The organism is Achromobacter insuavis (assembly GCF_902859645.1).
Classification (GTDB): Bacteria; Pseudomonadota; Gammaproteobacteria; order Burkholderiales; family Burkholderiaceae_B; genus Achromobacter; species Achromobacter insuavis.
The window spans coordinates 1-17,284 of the sequence record NZ_CADIJR010000067.1 but is presented as its reverse complement, the minus strand read 5'-3'; the positions used below and the strand labels follow the sequence as shown (position 1 = coordinate 17,284).

Here is a 17,284-nt window from a genome sequence, read left to right as displayed (position 1 = left end):
CTTCCTACTCCGCACGACAACGAAAAAGTGATCACCTCAATACGAATTTTTTATGCGCGGCCTGCCTTGGCGGCCGATCAGGCGTCCGCCGGCCCGACCGACACCCAGTAGCGCGTCAGGCGCCGCACCGCGATCGGCAGGCGGTCGGCCAGGGCGTGCAGGGCCGCATCGGTATCGCGCAGCGACAGCGCGCCCGACACGCGCAGCCCGGCGACCTCGGGCGAGCAGCGCAGCACGCCCGGACGATGCCGCGCGAGCTCGGCCACGACATCGGCCAGGCGCTGGTCGCGCACGACCAGCATGCCTTGCTCCCAGAGCGCCGCGCTGTCGTCCACCGGCGCGAGCGCGCCGGCCTGGCCGCGCGTGAAGCTGCCACGCTGGCCGGCGTCGATGCGCACCGGCGCGCCATGCGCCGGCCGCGCCAGCACCGCGTGCTCGAATACCATGACCTCGGTGCGATCGTCGATCAACCGCACCGAGAAGCGCGTGCCCAAGGCCTGCGCCTCGCCCTGCGGCGTCTGCACCACGAATGGCCGGTAGGCGCGCTGCGTCTCCTGGCCGGTGGTCACCAGCACCTCGCCCGCCACCAGCACCAGGCGGCGCTCGGCGGCGCCGTAGCGCAGGTCGACCGCGCTGCCGCTGTTCAAGACCAATCGCGTGCCATCGTCGAGGCTGCGGGTCAGCTGTTCCCCCGCGGCGGTGCGCAGGTCCGCGCGCCAGGCGGGCGCCTCACGCCATGCCAGCCAGCCGGACGGCGCCGCCACGCCCAGCCCCAGCATCGCGCGCAGCACGGCGCGGCGGCCCCGCCGCTTGCCGGTGGCGCGCAGCACGTCATGCCCGATCCGCGCCGGCAGCCCGTCGAACGCGCCCAGCACCTGTTCGGCGCGGCCCCAGGCCTGCGCATGGGCCTCGCCCTGCGCCAGCCAGCGCTCGAACGCCCGGCGCGTGTTCGCATCGGCGGGCTCGTAGCGCAGCCGGATCACCCAGCTGGCCGCTTCCTCGAGCAGCGCCTCGTTCATGCGGCGGCGCTCATGCAGGCCATCAGGGCCTTGTGCAGATGGCGCCGTACCGTGATGACGGGCTTGCCGGTCCGCCCGGCAATCTCCCGCAGCGTGAGCCCATCGAGCTGGGCCAGCAGGAACATGTCGCGCGTCGCGGCCGGCAGGCGTTGCAGCATGGCGTCGATCGCCACCAGCGTCTGCACGATCATGAGACCAGCTTCCGGCGACGGCACCTGCGGCTCGGGCAGGTGCGCGATCGTTTCCAGATAGGCCTGTTGCACCGCGCGGCGGCGCCAATGGTCGATCAGCAGCCCCTTGGCGATATGCGTGATCAGCGCGCGCGGCTCCTCGCGCAAGACGGGCGGCCGGCGCGCGGCCATCAGCCGCACGAACGTGTCGTGCGCCAGATCGGCCGCGTCGCCGCTGTCGCCCAGCTTGCGATGGAGCCAGCCTTGCAGCCAGCCATGGTGATGGCGATAAAGCTGCTCGACCGCGGGGAGGGAAAGGGGGTCGGGAGATTGCAAGATGGCCGCTAGTGTAGCGAATGCGAATAAGAAATACTATTAATTGGAACCGACGAACCGTGGCGGGAATAAAGTTCGTCTTTATTGACGGATGGCGTTACAAGGGTCCCGTGGATACCCGATTCAGATAGCCGATCCGAGAAAACCGACATGACATCGCTGCAACAACGCTTCCTGGATCATCTTGCCGCTCGCGGCTGGACGGTGCGCCGGACGACGCCCGACCCGACCGCCGCGGCCGCGCCGGGCGACGCGCACGGCTATGGCGCATTCCTGGCGACCTTCACCGAATTGCACAACGCGACCCAGACACGCTGGTTCCTGAGCGCGGCCGACCATGACGGCACGGGGGACAGCGCTTTTCCTTGGCACGCCCTGCGCGATATCAGCCTGGAGGCGGCGCTGGACGATGGCGGCCGGCAGGCGGTCCTGGACTTCTGGAGCCAGCACACGCCGATCTACATGAGCGTTGCCGGCGACTACGAATTCCTGGCGATAGAACGCGACTCGGGCCGCATCGTGCACGGCATCGAGCCGGAATTCGAGGACACGCGCGACGTCGCCCCGAGCATCACGGCCCTGTTCGAAGACATGATCGCGGGCCGCGCCATGGTCATCGGTTTTTCGTGACGTCGGGATCTGCGGGATCCATGTCCGAAACTTCACTTTCGTGCACCGTTGCACAGAGGCTATAAAGCTTGCGGCGCGAAGGAAAACTCCGTGGTCCAGATAATTCCTCGCGTCGCATTCGACCGTATCGCCGTGGCCATTCATAGATCCGACAGGCCCACGCGTTAGCCCACGAGCGGCGCGATCACGGTTATTCCTGTCATCAAGCCTGTTCGGCTGCTTCCTGTTCGCGCCCACATCGGTGCGGCGCAATTTCATGTATCGAACCTATCTCGAATTGGTCAAGCCAGGCATTGTGGCCGGCAATCTGATATCTCTCGCCGGAGGCTACTTGCTCGCATCGCAGGGCGTCGTGGATGCAAGTCACCTTGCACTGGTGATATCCGGCGCAGCGCTCGTGATCGGCTCCGGCTGCGCCGCCAACAACGTGATTGACCGTGATATCGATCGGCTCATGGAACGCACCTATGCGCGTCCGATGGCTACCGGGAGCATTTCGATAAGGTCGGCGCTCGCCTTCACCTGTATTCTGGCTCTCATCGGGTTCTCGCTGTTGTATGCCGCGACGCATCGAATTGCGCCGCTGTTCCTGATGCTCATCGGATACGTTGTCTATGTCGGCCTGTACTCGCTTATCCTGAAACGCAGATCGGTCCACGCCACGCTGGTCGGCAGCATATCGGGGGCGATCCCTCCCGTGGTGGGCTATTGCTCGGTGCGTGGAACCCTCGACACCGCGGCTGTCGCGCTCTTCGTGATCTTCGGGATATGGCAAATGCCTCATTCGTATGCCATCGCCCTGTTCAGGTGGAAGGACTACGAAGCGGCGTCCATCCCCGTCCTGCCCCTGGTGAAGGGGCGACATCACGCGAAGCGGCGTATCGTCCTGTACATCGCCGCCTTTATCGCGGCCGCGCTTGCGCTTCCCGCGTTGGGATACGTGGGAAATCTGTACCTCTCAACGGTTCTCCTGAGCGGCGTCTACTGGCTGAAAACCGCGCTCGCGGGGTTCTCGGCCAGCGATGATGCGCGCTGGGCGCGGCGGGTGTTCGCGGCTTCCATCGCGGCGGTGGTACTGATCAGCGTGGCCATGTCCATCGATGCGGCTCGAGGAATTCAGCATTCCTGAAGATTGGGACGAATGAAATCCAGAAACGCCCTGACTCTCGCCGGCGCCTTGCGCGTGGGGAGCAGGGCGACCAGGGGAACCTGCGGCAGTGACCATCGCTCCAGGACATGGACAATCCTGTCGCCGCTGGCTTCCCCGGCCTCGAACTTCAAGAGCGGCCCGACTCCGACTCCCGCGCGGACCAGGGATCGGATCATGCCGGAATCGCTGGCCGCCACCTTGCCCGATACCTGGACCCTCTCTTCCCGCGTGTCTGAGCGCAATACCCATTGGAACTCGCCTGTCGGCGCGCCGACCAGGCATTGATGCCGGGCCAGGTCGGCCGGCGTCCGCGGCGCGCCGTGTCTGTCGAGATAGGCGGCGGATGCATACAGGCGCGGCGTCATTGCGCTGATGACGTGGGCGATCAGGCTGGAACTCGGCTGCGGGCCGAAGCGCAGCGCGATGTCGCAAGTGCTGCTGATCGGGTCGACGCGCTGATTGCCCAGTTCGAAATGGCAATGGATGTCCGGATACCGGCGGTGGAAGGCGTCGATCGCCGTCGGCATGAATACCTGGGCCAGCGAGGCCGGCAGCGACACGCTCAGTTGCCCGCCGGGACAGGCGATGCCGGCCTGCAACTGCTCATGCGCGACGCGCGCTTCATCGATGAGGTCCCGGCAACGCTCGAAGTAGAGCGCGCCGGCCTCGGTCAAGCCGATTTTCCGGGTGCTGCGCTTGAGCAGCGGCATCCCCAGATCGCGTTCCAGTCCGCTCACTCGCCGCGACAGCGTCGAGGGAGGCACGCCGAGCGCGGCGGCGGACAGGCTGAAGCTGCCCCGCCGCGCGACCTCGACGAACAGGGCGATGTCGTTCAGCTGTATGGTCGCTCGGGGCGCATCGGCCGATGCGCGGGCCACGGCGGGTTTCGCGGCCCGGCGTTCTGTTTTCATGCCTTACGCCCTCCGTCCAGAAACAAGCCGCCTCGAACCCATCCGGAAGACCGCGGGCTACCTGGCAACCACACGGTCGGCGCTGACAGACTCCCAGCCCCCGCCGAGCGCCTTGAACAGGTCCACCTGAGCATTTACGACCCGCGCTTCACCCTCGGCAAGCTGCGCCTGCGCGTCGGCGTAGGTGCGCTCCGCGTCCAGCAAGGCCAGGCTGTCGGCGCGCCCCTCCCGCGCCTGCGCCCGGACGATGCGCGCCACTTTCTCCGCCTGGTCCCGGGCCGCGGCCAGGGACACGCGCCGGTCCAGGCTCCGGGCGTAGTTCGAGAGCGCGGTTTCCGTCTCGCTCAAGGCCTGTATCACCGTCCCGTCGAACGCCGCCAGCGCGGCTTGGGCGTCGGCGGTGGCGCCATCGATACGGGCGCGGATCGCTTCCTGGTTCGGGAACGACCAGGACAGGAGCGGACCGGCCAGCCAGCGTAGCGGGCCGCTGCCGAAGAAGTCGTTCAGGCCCAGCCCGGCGGAGCCGACCGACGCGCCGATGGAGACGCGCGGGTAAAGCGCTGCCGTCGCCACGCCGATCCGGGCCGTTTCCGCCGCCAGTCGTCGCTCCGCGGCGCGCACGTCGGGACGCCGGGCGAGCAGAGCCATGCCGTTGCCGACAGGGATGGGCTGCAGGACCGTGGGCGGCGCCGCGAGCGCGGCGGCTTCGGGCGGGAGGTCCCTGGGCGATCGGCCGGTCAGCAGCGAGAGCCGGAACAGCTCGGCCTGGCGCTCGGCGACGATCCTGGGGATGTCAGCTCGTCGCTGGTCCCGAAGCGCCGCGATACGCGCGGTGTCCAGGGAAGTCGTCAGGCCCGCGTCCTCCCTGCTGGTCGTCACGCTGACCGAGCGGTCCAGCAGTTCCACGATCTGTCTTGCCACGGCCAGGCGATGCGCGGCGCTGGCGGCGCCCAGGTAGGCGCGGGTCGTCGCCGCCACGGTCGATACCCGCACGGCGTCCAGCTCGGCCTGCGCCGCCTGGTAATCGCCCCGTGACGCTTCGATGTTCCGTCTCACGCGGCCGAACAGGTCGACCTCATACGCCACGGATAGACCCGCATCGACAACGGTATTCTCGCGATCGACGCCGGGCGCGGCCTGGATGGCGGATTGCCGCTGCCGGTTCGCGCTTGCGCCAAGTTCGGTGCCTGGCAGCCGATCGGCGGAGGTTTGGCGAAGTTGGGCGCGCGCGCGGGCCAGCCGCGCGATCGCCACGCGCACGTCGGTGTTCGAGGCCAGGGCATCCTGCACCAGCCTGTCCAGCACCGGGTCCTCGTATAGCCTCCACCAGTCCGGGGAAACGGGAACGGCGTCGGGCGCGGTCGCATCGCTTCGGGACAGGAACGGCCCCGCCGCCGAAACCGGGATCGGCGGCTTTTCGTAGTCCGGGCCGACCGCGCACGCGCTCAGGAGCAGCGGTGCAACCAACATGGATAGGATGTGCAATCGAGTCACGTGAGGGTTCCTGGTTGGTCGTGTCGCGGTTCCAGCGAGCGGGCGCCCGCCCGTCGGGACAGCCGATCTCCGAGCGTGCGGCAAACGACGTAGAACGTGGGGGTATAGAGCAGGCCGAAGACGGTGACGCCGACCATGCCAAAGAAAACGGAGGTGCCCAATGCCTGCCTCAGCTCGGCGCCCGCGCCCGAGGCCACGAGCATGGGCACGGCGCCAAGAATGAAGGCAAAGCTCGTCATCAGGATCGGGCGCAAGCGGGTCTGCGCGGCGCGCACCGCCGCGGCGGCCGGGCTCAGGCCGTCTTCCTCTTCCGCCTGTTTCGCGAACTCGACCACCAGGATCGCGTTCTTGGCGGCAAGGGCGATCAGCACCACGAGACCGATCTGCGTCAGGACGTTGTTGTCCATCCCGCGCAGATTGACGCCGACCATGGCCGCAAGCAGGCACATGGGGACGATGAGGATGATGGCCAGGGGCAGGGTGAGGCTTTCATATTGGGCGGCCAACACCAGGAACACGAACACCACCGCCAGCGCGAAGACGAGGCCTGCCGTGTTGCCCGCGATCTTCTGCTGGAACGCGATGCCCGTCCATTCGTAGCCGTATCCCGAGGGCAGCGTCTCGCCGGCGAGCCTTTCCATCGTGGCGAGCGACCTGCCCGTGGAAGAGCCCGGCGCGGTGTCTCCGTCCACCTCGACCGCGGGGAACAGGTTGTAGCGCACCACCCGGAACGGCCCGGTTTCGCTCTTGAACGTGGCCACCGAGCCGATGGGCACCATTGCCCCGCTGTCGGAGCGCGTCTTCAGATTGGCGATGTCGGATTCGCTGTTGCGCTGGCCTTGTTCGGCCTGCGCGATCACCCGGAACGTGCGTCCCAGCAGGTTGAAGTCATTCACATAGGCCGATCCCAGATAGACTTGCAGCGCTTCGAAGACGCGATCCGGCGGGACGCCCAGCGCCTCGGCCTTGCGCCGGTCGATGTCGGCGAAGATGCGGGGCGTGGCTGTGTTGAAGAACGAGTAGACCTGCGATAGCCCCTCGGTGCCGTTCGCCTTGGCCATGAGCTGATCGGCAGCCGAACCGAGCGGCTTGTAGCCGTGGCCGCCACGATCCTGCACCATCATCCGGTAGCCGCCCGCCGAGCCGATGCCGTCGATCAGCGGCGGGGGAATGATGAGCACCCGCGCCTGATCAATGTCCGCGACGGACTTGCGGGCTTCATCCAGGATGGCGCTGGCGGGGCGGGACCGTTCTTCGAATGGCTTGAGCGGGATGAAGGCGGTGGCGGTGTTCGGCGAATTCGTATTCGACGCGGCGTCGTAGCCGGGCAGCATGATCGTGCCGCGAATCCCGTCGATCTTCAGCAGCCGCCTGGATACCTCCTGCACGACGGCATCGGTGCGCGCCAGCGAGGCGCCCGGCGGCAGTTGCGTGATCGATATCAGATAGCTCTGGTCCTGCGCGGGAATGAAACCGGTGGGCGTGACCCAGAATATGCCTATGGTTGCCAGCACGAGTCCGCCATAGCTGACCAGGACGCGCTTCGGACGCGCCACCAGCCACTGCGTCAATCGGCCATAGCGGGCGCTGAACCGGTCGAATCGCTCATTGAACCCGTCGCCGGCAAGCTGCAGGCGCCGGACGAGAGGATGCCGGCTTTTCTCCTTTTTGTGTGGCCGCAGCAGCACCGCGGCCAAGGCAGGCGACAGCGTCAGCGACAAGACGAGGGAAATGACGGTGGCGCCGGAAATGGTGAGCGCGAACTGCTTGTAGAACGCCCCGGAAAGGCCGGTCAGAAAGAACGTGGGAATGAATACCGCGCAAAGCACCAGCACGATGGCCACCAGGGCCGCCGACACTTCGTCCATCGAGACGCGCGCGGCTTCCAGCGGGCTCAGGCCCCGCGCCAGGTTTCGTTCCACGTTTTCCACGACGACGATGGCGTCGTCCACGACGATGCCGATCGCCAGGACCAGGCCGAACAGCGACAGACTGTTCAAGCTGTAGCCAAACACGGCCAGCAAGGCGAAGGTGCCCACCAGCGAGATGGGAATCGCCACGACGGGGATGATTGCGGCGCGCCAGTTCTGAAGGAAAACGAAGATGACCAGAACAACGAGCGCCGCGGCTTCGAAAAGCGTCTCCCGGACCGCTTCGGTGGATTGCGCAATGAAGCGCGTCGAGTTCCACATGATCCGGTACTCAAGACCGGGTGGAAACGCCTTTGCCGCCGCCTGCATCTCGCGTTCGAGGGTGATGCCAGTCTCAAGCGCGTTCGTGCCAGGCCGCTGGAAAATGGCGATCATGACCGATGGCTTGCCCGAAAGATAGGAATTGGTTCCGTAGTCGTCGGCGCCCAGTTCGACGCGCGCGACGTCGCGAACGCGCGTCTGGCGGCCAGCGGAATCCGTGCGGATCACAATGTCGGCGAACTGCTCCGGCTCGCTCAGCCTCCCCTGCGTTCGGACGTTCAGCTGGAAGGCCTGGGCGCCCGGGTTGGGCGGCTGGCCCAGCGCCCCGGAGGCGACCTGCACGTTCTGGGCGCGCATGGCGGCGACAATCTCCCCGGCCGTCAGCTCAAGCGCGGCGGCGCGCCGCGGATCGATCCAGACCCGCATGGCCACTTCGCGGCTACCGAAAATCCGGGCCTCGCCGACACCGTCGATGCGGCTCAGCTTGTCGCGCAGCTGGGTGAGCGCGTAGTTCGACAGATAGGCTTGATCCAGCGAGCCATCCGGAGAGACCAGGTTGATCGCCATCAGGGCGCTTGGCGAGGTCTTGCGGGTGGTGACTCCCAGCCGCTGCACCTCTTGCGGCAGGCGCGGCACGGCCGCCGCAACCCGGTTCTGCACGAGCATCTGGGCGGCGTCGAGATCGGTCCCAACCTTGAACGTAATCGATATGGCCACCTTTCCGTCCGCCGTGGACTGGCTGGACTGGTAAAGCATGTTCTCCACGCCATTGATTTCCTGCTCGATGGGCGCGGCAACGGTTTCCGCGACGGTTTCCGCCGAGGCGCCGGGGTAGGTGGCGGAAACGACGACGGTGGGCGGAATGATGTCCGGGTATTGCGCAACGGGAAGCGCGAAATAGGAGATCGCACCCACAATCGTGATGACGATCGCCAGCACCGCGGCGAATATCGGGCGCGTAATGAAGAAGCGCGACAGGCGCATGAGATTTTTTCCTTTATGGCAGCCGCCGGGGCCTCGTTACGACGCGAACGCCGGTGGTTCCGGCTTCGTTTGCACCTTCGCGCCCGGAATGGCGTGTTGCAGTCCGCCGACAATCACTCTGTCGTCGGCGGCCAGGCCGGCACGCACGATCCGGAGCCCGTCGACGAGCGGGCCGAGTTCGACGGTCCTGACCAGTACCGTGTCCTCGGCGGAAACGGTGAGAACCGTCTTGCGCGTCTGATCGATCTGGACCGCGGCGTCGGGAATCAGCAAGGCAGGCGCGCCGGATCCGCTTGCCAGCCTCATGTTTCCGAACAACCCCGGCGTCAGGAACAATTTCGGATTCGCGACCACGGCGCGCATTCGTATGGTCCCCGAGCGAGGGTCGATCCCGTTATCCGTGAAGTCGAGCTTTCCGCGCCAGGTGTAGTCGGGTTCATCCTGAAGCCGCACCTCGACCTGGGTTTGCGCCGCGCTCGGTTCCCCGGCACGCATGGCTTTCAGGTACAAGGCTTCGGATGCGTCGAATGTGAAATAGATCGGGTCCAGCGCATTGATGGTGGTCAGGCGGGTGCCGTTTCCCGCTTCTCCACTCATGACCAGGTTGCCGGGGTCGACACGGCGGTCGGAAACCCTGCCCGTTATCGGCGAGCGCACCTCCGTGAATTCCAACTCGAGCGACTTCAGCGCAACGCGAGCTTGCGCGCCGGCAACGTCTGCCGTGCCGGCCCGCACCCGCGCCTGCAACTGATCGATGTCGCTCTTTGAAATCGCGCTGTCGCCCACCAGCCGCTGCGCTCGAGCGAGGTCGGCGCGTGCGAGCTCGAGTTCGCTGGTCGCGCTGGCGAGGCCGGCCTGCGCTTCCGCGCAGGCCGCCTTGTAGGGGCGCGGGTCGATGGAAAAGAGCAATTGGCCCTGCTGGACGATTTCGCCGTCCTTGAAATGCACCCCCACGATCTGGCCAGACACCCGGGGCCGGACTTCCACCCGGCGACTGGCCTCGAAACGGCCGACATAGTCGTCCCATTCGATGACGGTGCGCTGTACCGGCAATGCGACGGAGACCGTGGGAAGCGCGACCGCGCTGACTGCCAACGACTTTTTGGGGGGCAGAAGAAACAAGGCGCAGGCCGTCGCCGTGGCGAGTCCCGCGGCCAGCAAAGCCGTGCGCGGGAAGACCGGCTTTTTACCCGTGCGGGAGGAAAGGCGTGGATGGGTCATGCGGCCGCTCTCCGCGCAAGGTAGGACTTTCTATGGTTCATGTTGGATGTCGCTCTGTAAGAGAACTCGGATGCGCCATGCGTGCTGGCGCCGGCCGTCATCAAACGGCCCGCCGCCGGCATGGGCGTTGTCGTTGACCCGGAACGCTCCGCGCAGCGGTGGGGAGGCGCCCGGCGATGGGCGCCTGGCGTCTTCCGGGCCTTCAACGTGTGAGGATTCTCCCGCTGGCGCGCCGATGCCAAAAGGACTTAGTTCCCTCCTTTTTCGCCACGACGGGTCTGGAGGAACGCCAGCATGCATCGATGCATGGGCAATGCCATCCGGCTTGCCTGCGCGCCGCGCCACATGTCTTTTTTTGAGGGATATATGTCTTACTGGCCACCGCGCGGGCTGGGTAACATCAATCCCGGGCCACGCGCCGGCCACGGCCAGGATGCGGTGGAACCGACTTCCGAACGTGGTGCAAGAGTGTCATGAACCCAATCTCATCCAGCGCGAGCCGCACGCGGCGGGACATTGCTTTCCTCGTATTCCACGATTTCCAGATCCAGGACTTGACGGGGCCACTGGCGGCGTTCGAGGTAGCCGGCGGGCTGCTGGGCGACGATTCCTACCGATACCAGGTCATATCGCTGGCTGGAGGGCCCGTTCGAAGCTCGGCAGGCCTGGAAGTCACCACGCAAAGGGCTGGGTTTTCCGCCTGCGACACCGTGATCGTGGCGGGCGCCGGCCTTGGCGCCTACCCCGACGCGGCATTGCCGGAAACCTGCGACTATCTGAATCACGTCGTCGCCAAAGGCGCCCGCCGCATCGCAAGCGTCTGCACGGGCGCCTTCATATTGGCGGCAAGCGGCCTTCTTGACGGCCTGTGCGCGACGACGCACTGGAAATACGCCGCGCGCCTGCAACGCGAGTACCCCCGAGTGAAGGTGGATGGCGATCGGATCTTCACCCGAGAGGGCGGCATCTGGACGTCGGCGGGTGTCACCACCGGCATCGACATGGCGTTGGCCATGATCGAAGAGGATCATGGCGCGGGCCTGTCTCACGCCGTTGCCCAGATGCTGGTCGTCTACCATCGCCGGCCCGGCGGGCAATCCCAATTCTCGGCCATTGCCGATATGGAACCCGAGTCGGACAGAATTCGCACGGTGCTGACTTATATTCGCGAACACCTGCATGAATCATTGTCGACCGAGCTTCTGGCCTCCGTCGCCTGCTTGAGTCCGCGGCAGTTCGGACGCGCATTTCTGGCCGAAACGGGGGAGACGCCGGCCAAGGCCGTCGAACGCCTGCGCGTCGAGGTGGCCAGGCAACGCGTTGAGCGCGGCGCGGAGCCGATCGAGATCATCGCTCACAGAATCGGCTTCACCGATCCCGAAAGAATGCGCAGGGCATTCATTCGCGTGCTGGGGCATCCCCCGCAGAGCATCCGGCGCATGGCCTCGCGGCAGGCGCCGCTGCTGGCCTGACGCTGTTTCGGGAGGCATCGTGGCGACTGGCGCGGAGCAACGTAAAATGGCAGGTCTTCAGCCTCCACATGCCTGCCTTATGAACCTTGACCGACTGCGCCGCGAATTTCCCGACTTCGACATCACAACCCTGCCGCCCCTGCCCGAAGGGTACGTCGATGCGTCGAGCTACATCGATGCCGCGCCGTCATTCGAGAACCGGGAACGTGGCTTGAAGGTGTATGTCGACTACGCCGACTATGCCGACCGCGAATCCGGCAGAAGCCAGCGCTTCTGTGTTTCGCGCTACGACGAGGAAGAGGGCGACTTCGACGATGTCGCCCTGTCGACCAATGATTGGGCCGAAGTCGTGCGCTTCCTGACCGCCTGAATGCCATCTCCGGGGGGATCGGCTTCGGCTCCGATTGTCGGATGATCCCCCCCCGCGACCGCTTGCGCTCACTGGGTCTTTATTGATTTCGACGGCTGCTGTCCAACCTGGACCGCGCGATAGAAAAGCAGGCTCAACATAAGCCCTGGTTGCGGTACTCACCCGGTGCGCCCAGCACGGCGCAGAACTTGTGGTTTTCGCCGGAATAGGCGTGCTTGGCGTGGATGGTCAGCGTGCCTCCGGCCAACCCGACCTTCTTCGGATTGCAAGACCAGAAGCCGCTGGAGATTTCGTTGTACGACGCCCTGGCGACCAGGCGCGGCGGTTGCCAGGGCTGCGTCTTTCCGGATGTCGTAGTAGCCAGCCACTCGATCCAGACACGGCAGCTCACATGCTCGAAGCCCACGTTCTCCAAGATCACCCGGTAGGAGCCCTGGCCGTCGCGGGAATGCCAACTTCCGCCAGTCAGCGTCCCCAGGATCTCCGCTTGATCCGCGTCAGTCTCCGCGATGCAGGGAGCCGCCACCAGGAACGAAAGGCTTAGCAACGCTGCGGCAAGAATTTTCATGGTTCGGATGGCCTGTCGAGAATCGGCGTGAAAGGAGTGATGAACGACGCGGCGGCGTTTTATGGACTGGATGACAAGCATAACCGGCAGGTATTGGAGCAAATCGGCCGGCTTGGACTGCCGCGCTAACAACGCCAACAAAAAAGCGAACCTTACTCCCGCCCCTCAGGGATTCCCCCAATCACATTTCCCTTGCGGAAAATCAATGCTCTATAGGACACTTTGTGTCATAGCCGCAATCAAGCGGCGGACACAAGGGGAATCCCATGAAGCGCATCATCTTGGCCGCCGCGCTGGCGCTGGCCGCAAGCGGCGGCGCGCAGGCCGCGTTTCCGGATCATCCGATCCGGCTGGTGGTGCCGTTCGGCGCCGGCGGCATCACCGATATCGTGGCGCGCCAGGTCGGCAAGGGCATGGGCGATGCGCTCGGGCAGAGCGTGGTGGTGGAGAACCGGCCCGGCGCCGGCGGGGTGATCGCGGCCCAGGTGGCGGCCACGGCGCCGGCCGACGGCTACACGATCTTCATGGGCACGGTGGGCACGCAGGTGGTGAACCCGCTGATCTACGCCAAGCTCAGCTATGACCCCGACAAGTTCGCGCCGGTCGGGCTGGTATCTGGCTCGCCTTATCTGCTGGCGGTGCGCGGCGACCTGCCGGCGGCGAATTTCGCGGACTTCGTGGCGTACGCCAAGGCGCATCCGGCCAAGCTGAATTTCGGCTCGGCGGGCACGGCCAGTTCGCCGCACCTGGGGCTGGAGCTGCTGAAGCTGACGGCGGGCGTGGATATCGTGCACGTGCCGTTCAAGAGCGGCAGCGAGGCGGTCAACGCGGCCATCGGCGGCCAGGTGGACGTGGTGATGGATGCCAGTCCGGTGATCATGCCGCACGTGGCCTCGGGCAAGCTGCGCGCGCTGGCGGTGGCGGCGGACCAGCGCCTGCCGTCGGCGCCGCAGGTGCCGGCCGCGGGCGAGGCCGGCGACGCGGGGCTGCAGATCAGTTCCTGGAATGCGTTCTTCGCGCCGGCCGGCACGCCGCCGGCGGTGCTGGAAAAGCTCAACGCGGCGCTGCGCCAGACGCTGGCCTCGCCCGATTTGAAGACGCGGCTGGCGGCGCAGGGCACGCAGCTCTACACCGGCGCGCCGGACGAATACCAGCGCTTCATCGCGGCCGAAAAGAAGAAGTGGGCCGAGATCGTCAAGCGCGCCGACATCAGGATGGATTGACCATGACGACGCACCCCCTGGCGGGACAGCCGCTGGAACTGGCCGACACGCTGCGCTCGGGCAATGCCTGGAAGATCCGGCTGGCCTGCGGCTACATGGGGCTGGCGCTGACGCGCCGCACCTTCGACATCGTGCAGGGCGACCTGGAGACCGAGGCGTTCGGCCGCATCAATCCGTGGCGCCAGGTGCCGGCGCTGCGCACGCCGGAGGGCGCGTGGCTGGCGGAGTCGCAGGCCATCCTGTGGTATCTGGGCCAGGGCACGCCCTGGCTGCCGGACGGGCGCCTGGCGCAGGCGCAGGTGGCCAGCTGGCTGAGTTTCGAGCAGACCCAGCACATGCATGCCTTCGCGCAGCCGCGGCTGCTGATCCACCTGCGCGGCACGGCGCGGGCGGATGACGCGGCGATGGTCGAATGGCGGCGCATCGGCATGCGCGCGGCGGCCTGGATGGAGGAGCATCTGGCGGGCCGCGCTTTCCTGGTGGGCGAGGCGCCGACCATCGCCGACATCGCGCTCTATCCCTACACCAGCATGGCGGAGCAGGGCGGTTACGACCTGTCCGCCTTTACCCACATCAACGCCTGGCTGGCGCGCATGCGCGCCCAGCCGGGCTTTACGCCGTTGTTGGAAACGGCATAGCGAGGAGTCACAGATGGCCGATACGATGCACTTGGGAAAGGATGAACTGATCGCGCGGGCCAAGGCCGAGATGCAGCGCCAGTTCGACACGCCCGACTGGACGCTGCGCGAACGCCTGGCGCTGACCTGCCGCATCCTGTTCGACGGCGGGCACGATTCGGGCCTGGCGGGCCAGATCACGGCGCGCGCGCCGGAGCCCGACCGCTACTACACGCAGCGGTTGGGCCTGGGCTTTGACGAGATCACGGCCGGCAATCTGCTGCTGGTGGACGAGGACCTGCGGGTGCAGGAGGGCGGCGGCATGCCCAATCCGGCCAACCGCTTCCATTCATGGATCTACCGGGCGCGGCCGGACGTCAACTGCATCATCCACACGCACCCGCTGCACGCGGCCTCGCTGTCGATGCTGGAGGTGCCGCTGGAGGTCTCGCACATGGACAACTGCCCGCTGTACGGCGACGTGGCGTTCCTGAAGGACTGGCCGGGCGTGCCGGTGGGCAACGAGGAAGGCGAGATCATCTCGGCGGCGCTGGGCGACAAGCGCGCCATCCTGCTGTCGCACCACGGCATGCTGGTGGCCGCGGGCACGGTGGAAGAGGCCTGCGTGCTGGCGCTGCAGTTCGAGCGCGCCGCCCGCATGCAGCTGCTGGCGATGGCGGCCGGCAAGATCCAGCCGATTCCGCCGGCGCTGGGGCACGAGGCGCACGACTGGATCCTGACGCCCAAGCGCTCGCAGGTGGGCTTTTCGTATTACGCGCGGCGGGCGCTGCGCCAGCATCCGGACGTGCTGGGCTAGGGGTTGCCGAGGCGCCGAACCGGCGCGGGGGGCCTGCCGCGCGGGCGGGCCCAGGGACGCGGCGGGCGGGCCGGCTCGACGCGGGGGCGGCTTTCGGGCATGCTTATTGGTCGTTATCGCGACTTTTCCCGCCCATGATCGACCTGCCTCACCGCCTGCGCGCGCTGCGCCGCCAGCAATCCCTGTCCCTGGAACAGCTGGGCGAGCGCACGGGCCTGACCAAAAGCTACCTCTCCAAACTGGAGCGGGGCCTGAGCGAGCCTTCGATATCGACCGTGCTGCGGCTGGCCGAGGCCTACGGCGTGGGCGTGTCGCAACTGGTGGGCGGCGACGGCGCGGCGCAGGATGAGGTCGTCAGCCTGGTGCGGGTGGCCGATCGCGAGGTGCTGCAGCGCCGCGGCCTGGGCAACGAATACCACTACGAATCGCTGGCCGGGCGCCGCAAGGTCAAGGCGATGGAACCCTTCATCGTGCACCCGCCGCGTGAGTTTCCCGACGCCGCCGCGGTCTTTCCGCATCCGGGCGAGGAATTCCTGCTGGTGCTCAAGGGCGCCATCGAGGTTCAGGTCGGCGAACGCGAGTTCCGCCTGGACGCCGGCGATTCCCTCTATTTCGATTCCGAACTGCCGCATCGCATGCGCACGGTCAGCCGCGGCGCGGCCGAGGTGCTGGTGGTGGCGGCGCATTGATTCCAAGGAAAGCGCAGTGAAGCATGATCAATCGCGGCTGGTCCGCATCGATGCCGGCCCCATGAAGAACCCGGTGCCGGGCAAGCCCAAGCGCCCGCTCTCGGGCGACGCGGCGTTCCGTACCGTGACCGCCTTCGAGGGCAACGGCGGTCGCGCCGAGGCCGGCGTGTGGGAAAGCACCGCCGGCAGTTTCCAGTCCAACACCACCGGCTACATCGAGTTCGGCTACATCGTCGAAGGCGCGGCGCGCCTGGTCGATCCGGACGGAACGGTGCACCAGCTGACCGTGGGCGAGGCCTTCGTGATGCCGGAGGGCTATACCGGCCGCTGGGAAGTGGACCAGTTCGTCAAGAAGATCTATTTCATCAGCCGCACCGCCTGAGGCCCGCAGGACAATCGCCGCCACGGCTCGAACAGCGCCGTGGCATGCACGCGTGACGGCGCGCGCCCGTTACGGCGCGGGCCGCTGCGGGTAGGCCGAGGTGCCGAAGGTGTTGCCCATGCGGTTGCCGATGGTGGCGGGCGTGGGCAGGCCCATCTGGTTGGGCGGCCGCTGAGTGATCGCTTCCGAGCCGAGCGTGGGCGGCGGCTTGGGCGCGGCGTCGGGCGCCATTTTCTGGTTCAGGCAGTCATACGACAGGGCATGGTAGCCGTTGACTTCGGTGTCGATGCAGGCCCGGGCGGCGGGCTTGGCCGCCGGTTGGGCGGCCTGGGGAGCCGGCGTGGGCGTCGCCTGGGCGCCCGCCAGCAGGGGCGTTGCCGCCAGCGCCGCCAGCAACAGCAGGCTGGCGCGGCGCGAAGAGGGGCTATGTGTGCGCATGCGGGCTCCTTTGAAAAGGCCCGGCGGCCCGGGGCCGCCATGCTGTCAGTATAGGGACGGATGACGCCGCGCAGGTGACGATTGCGTGGCGGCTCGCCGTGGCGCGGATGTGGCGTGTCACGATTGCGTCATTCGCGCGTCCTAGCATGGCGCCTTTCCTACGAGACGGGTGCGCGGGCGCCCGTGGCAACGGCCATGCCTGGCATTTTTCCTCCATGTTGGCGTCGATGACCTTCGCCTGTCCGTCGGGCAGGGGCTGGATGCGGCATGCCTGCCTGGCGTTGGGGGTGTGGGCGTTGGCCGGCGCGAGCCGCGCCGAGGCGCCGCCGCGCGAGATGGCGTTCGCGATTGCCGCGCAGCCGCTGGACCAGGCATTGGCGCAATACAGCCTGGACAGCGGCCTGACGGTGCTGGTCGACAGCGCCCTGACCGCCGGCCGCCATGCGCCCGCGGTGGTCGGCACCTATACCCCCGGGGACGCCTTGCGCAAGCTGCTGGCGGGATCGCCATTGGCGATCCGCTACGCCAGCGCGCATTCGTTCACGCTGGTGGCGGCGCCGCGCGAGCCGGCGGCCGCGCGGTCGGCCGCCGCGGCGCGGCT

18 protein-coding genes are annotated in these 17,284 nt (G+C 66.9%); 10 read left to right on the top strand and 8 right to left on the bottom strand.

The features are described from left to right. Positions 1 to 77: 77 nt before the first annotated feature. Positions 78 to 1,019 (bottom strand): FecR domain-containing protein, encoded by a 942-nt coding sequence (locus H0523_RS24870; protein WP_054431834.1) that lies wholly within the window; start codon positions 1,017 to 1,019, stop codon positions 78 to 80. Then, the gene (locus H0523_RS24865) at positions 1,016 to 1,525 is read right to left on the bottom strand and encodes a sigma-70 family RNA polymerase sigma factor (RefSeq protein WP_054431833.1); all 510 of its coding nucleotides are present in this window, start codon (positions 1,523 to 1,525) and stop codon (positions 1,016 to 1,018) included. The genes H0523_RS24870 and H0523_RS24865 overlap by 4 nt, the downstream gene beginning before the upstream one ends. 150 nt (positions 1,526 to 1,675) lie before the next feature. Here H0523_RS24865 and H0523_RS24860 point away from each other — a divergent pair, with 150 nt between their 5' ends. Next, positions 1,676 to 2,155 (top strand): hypothetical protein, encoded by a 480-nt coding sequence (locus tag H0523_RS24860; protein ID WP_054431832.1) that lies wholly within the window; start codon positions 1,676 to 1,678, stop codon positions 2,153 to 2,155. Between the two features lie 256 nt (positions 2,156 to 2,411). Then, positions 2,412 to 3,284: a heme o synthase gene (gene cyoE, locus H0523_RS24855; protein WP_054460512.1), complete on the top strand. Its 873-nt coding sequence runs from the start codon at positions 2,412 to 2,414 to the stop codon at positions 3,282 to 3,284. On the opposite strand, the gene H0523_RS24850 is transcribed toward cyoE, so the two are convergent. From H0523_RS24850 to H0523_RS24835, 4 genes are read right to left on the bottom strand one after another with little or no spacing between them, the layout of a single operon-like run. Continuing rightward, entirely contained in the window at positions 3,272 to 4,216 is a 945-nt protein-coding gene (locus H0523_RS24850; protein ID WP_082404530.1) for a LysR family transcriptional regulator, read from the bottom strand. The genes cyoE and H0523_RS24850 overlap by 13 nt on opposite strands. A gap of 57 nt (positions 4,217 to 4,273) precedes the next feature. Beyond that, positions 4,274 to 5,710, bottom strand: a complete 1,437-nt coding sequence (locus H0523_RS24845; RefSeq protein ID WP_054431830.1) for an efflux transporter outer membrane subunit — start codon at positions 5,708 to 5,710, stop codon at positions 4,274 to 4,276. Next, positions 5,707 to 8,886, bottom strand: coding sequence for an efflux RND transporter permease subunit (locus H0523_RS24840; protein ID WP_054431829.1), 3,180 nt, complete (start codon positions 8,884 to 8,886; stop codon positions 5,707 to 5,709). Before H0523_RS24840 ends, H0523_RS24845 begins: the two co-directional genes overlap by 4 nt. 36 nt (positions 8,887 to 8,922) lie before the next feature. Continuing rightward, a complete protein-coding gene (locus H0523_RS24835; RefSeq protein ID WP_054431828.1) occupies positions 8,923 to 10,107 on the bottom strand; it encodes an efflux RND transporter periplasmic adaptor subunit in 1,185 nt (394 codons plus the stop codon). 473 nt (positions 10,108 to 10,580) lie between these two features. Here H0523_RS24835 and H0523_RS24830 point away from each other — a divergent pair, with 473 nt between their 5' ends. Together H0523_RS24830 and H0523_RS24825 are read left to right on the top strand one after the other, a co-directional pair. After that, the gene (locus tag H0523_RS24830; RefSeq protein ID WP_054431827.1) at positions 10,581 to 11,579 is read left to right on the top strand and encodes a GlxA family transcriptional regulator; all 999 of its coding nucleotides are present in this window, start codon (positions 10,581 to 10,583) and stop codon (positions 11,577 to 11,579) included. 79 nt (positions 11,580 to 11,658) lie between these two features. Then, on the top strand, positions 11,659 to 11,949 hold the full coding sequence (locus H0523_RS24825; RefSeq protein WP_054431826.1) for a hypothetical protein: 291 nt from the start codon (positions 11,659 to 11,661) through the stop codon (positions 11,947 to 11,949). 133 nt (positions 11,950 to 12,082) lie between these two features. On the opposite strand, the gene H0523_RS24820 is transcribed toward H0523_RS24825, so the two are convergent. Further along, entirely contained in the window at positions 12,083 to 12,517 is a 435-nt protein-coding gene (locus H0523_RS24820; RefSeq protein WP_156350118.1) for a hypothetical protein, read from the bottom strand. A 266-nt stretch (positions 12,518 to 12,783) separates the two neighbouring features. On the opposite strand from H0523_RS24820, the gene H0523_RS24815 reads away from it, so the two are divergent. The 5 genes from H0523_RS24815 to H0523_RS24795 all read left to right on the top strand — a co-directional run bounded on the left by H0523_RS24815 (position 12,784) and on the right by H0523_RS24795 (position 16,245). Then, on the top strand, positions 12,784 to 13,740 hold the full coding sequence (locus H0523_RS24815; protein WP_054431824.1) for a Bug family tripartite tricarboxylate transporter substrate binding protein: 957 nt from the start codon (positions 12,784 to 12,786) through the stop codon (positions 13,738 to 13,740). A gap of 2 nt (positions 13,741 to 13,742) precedes the next feature. After that, complete coding sequence (locus tag H0523_RS24810) at positions 13,743 to 14,378, top strand: glutathione S-transferase family protein (RefSeq protein WP_054431823.1); 636 nt, start codon at positions 13,743 to 13,745, stop codon at positions 14,376 to 14,378. Between the two features lie 13 nt (positions 14,379 to 14,391). Continuing rightward, positions 14,392 to 15,174 carry an aldolase gene (locus H0523_RS24805; protein WP_054431822.1) on the top strand — a complete coding sequence of 261 codons (783 nt, stop codon included), beginning with the start codon at positions 14,392 to 14,394 and terminating at the stop codon, positions 15,172 to 15,174. Positions 15,175 to 15,308: 134 nt separating this feature from the next. Then, entirely contained in the window at positions 15,309 to 15,863 is a 555-nt protein-coding gene (locus tag H0523_RS24800; RefSeq protein ID WP_006390110.1) for a helix-turn-helix domain-containing protein, read from the top strand. Positions 15,864 to 15,879: 16 nt separating this feature from the next. Then, a complete protein-coding gene (locus H0523_RS24795) occupies positions 15,880 to 16,245 on the top strand; it encodes a cupin domain-containing protein (protein WP_054431821.1) in 366 nt (121 codons plus the stop codon). A gap of 69 nt (positions 16,246 to 16,314) precedes the next feature. Here the strand turns inward: H0523_RS24795 and H0523_RS24790 are convergent, their stop codons facing one another. Beyond that, on the bottom strand, positions 16,315 to 16,683 hold the full coding sequence (locus tag H0523_RS24790; RefSeq protein WP_054431820.1) for a hypothetical protein: 369 nt from the start codon (positions 16,681 to 16,683) through the stop codon (positions 16,315 to 16,317). Positions 16,684 to 16,898: 215 nt separating this feature from the next. Here H0523_RS24790 and H0523_RS24785 point away from each other — a divergent pair. After that, positions 16,899 to 17,284: STN domain-containing protein (locus H0523_RS24785; RefSeq protein ID WP_257225170.1), on the top strand; the 386-nt coding region annotated here is incomplete at its 3' end.

What these genes read in the sequence shown, in the direction of transcription:
- H0523_RS24860 (WP_054431832.1), top strand. Translation starts at nt 1,676, where the DNA reads ATGACATCGCTGCAACAACGCTTCCTGGATCATCTTGCCGCTCGCGGC.
- H0523_RS24830 (WP_054431827.1), top strand. Translation starts at nt 10,581, where the DNA reads ATGAACCCAATCTCATCCAGCGCGAGCCGCACGCGGCGGGACATTGCT.
- H0523_RS24800 (WP_006390110.1), top strand. Translation starts at nt 15,309, where the DNA reads ATGATCGACCTGCCTCACCGCCTGCGCGCGCTGCGCCGCCAGCAATCC.
- H0523_RS24790 (WP_054431820.1), bottom strand. Translation starts at nt 16,683, where the DNA reads ATGCGCACACATAGCCCCTCTTCGCGCCGCGCCAGCCTGCTGTTGCTG.
- H0523_RS24805 (WP_054431822.1), top strand. Translation starts at nt 14,392, where the DNA reads ATGGCCGATACGATGCACTTGGGAAAGGATGAACTGATCGCGCGGGCC.
- H0523_RS24835 (WP_054431828.1), bottom strand. Translation starts at nt 10,107, where the DNA reads ATGACCCATCCACGCCTTTCCTCCCGCACGGGTAAAAAGCCGGTCTTC.
- H0523_RS24815 (WP_054431824.1), top strand. Translation starts at nt 12,784, where the DNA reads ATGAAGCGCATCATCTTGGCCGCCGCGCTGGCGCTGGCCGCAAGCGGC.
- H0523_RS24825 (WP_054431826.1), top strand. Translation starts at nt 11,659, where the DNA reads ATGAACCTTGACCGACTGCGCCGCGAATTTCCCGACTTCGACATCACA.
- H0523_RS24870 (WP_054431834.1), bottom strand. Translation starts at nt 1,019, where the DNA reads ATGAACGAGGCGCTGCTCGAGGAAGCGGCCAGCTGGGTGATCCGGCTG.
- cyoE (WP_054460512.1), top strand. Translation starts at nt 2,412, where the DNA reads ATGTATCGAACCTATCTCGAATTGGTCAAGCCAGGCATTGTGGCCGGC.
- H0523_RS24840 (WP_054431829.1), bottom strand. Translation starts at nt 8,886, where the DNA reads ATGCGCCTGTCGCGCTTCTTCATTACGCGCCCGATATTCGCCGCGGTG.
- H0523_RS24850 (WP_082404530.1), bottom strand. Translation starts at nt 4,216, where the DNA reads ATGAAAACAGAACGCCGGGCCGCGAAACCCGCCGTGGCCCGCGCATCG.
- H0523_RS24810 (WP_054431823.1), top strand. Translation starts at nt 13,743, where the DNA reads ATGACGACGCACCCCCTGGCGGGACAGCCGCTGGAACTGGCCGACACG.
- H0523_RS24820 (WP_156350118.1), bottom strand. Translation starts at nt 12,517, where the DNA reads ATGAAAATTCTTGCCGCAGCGTTGCTAAGCCTTTCGTTCCTGGTGGCG.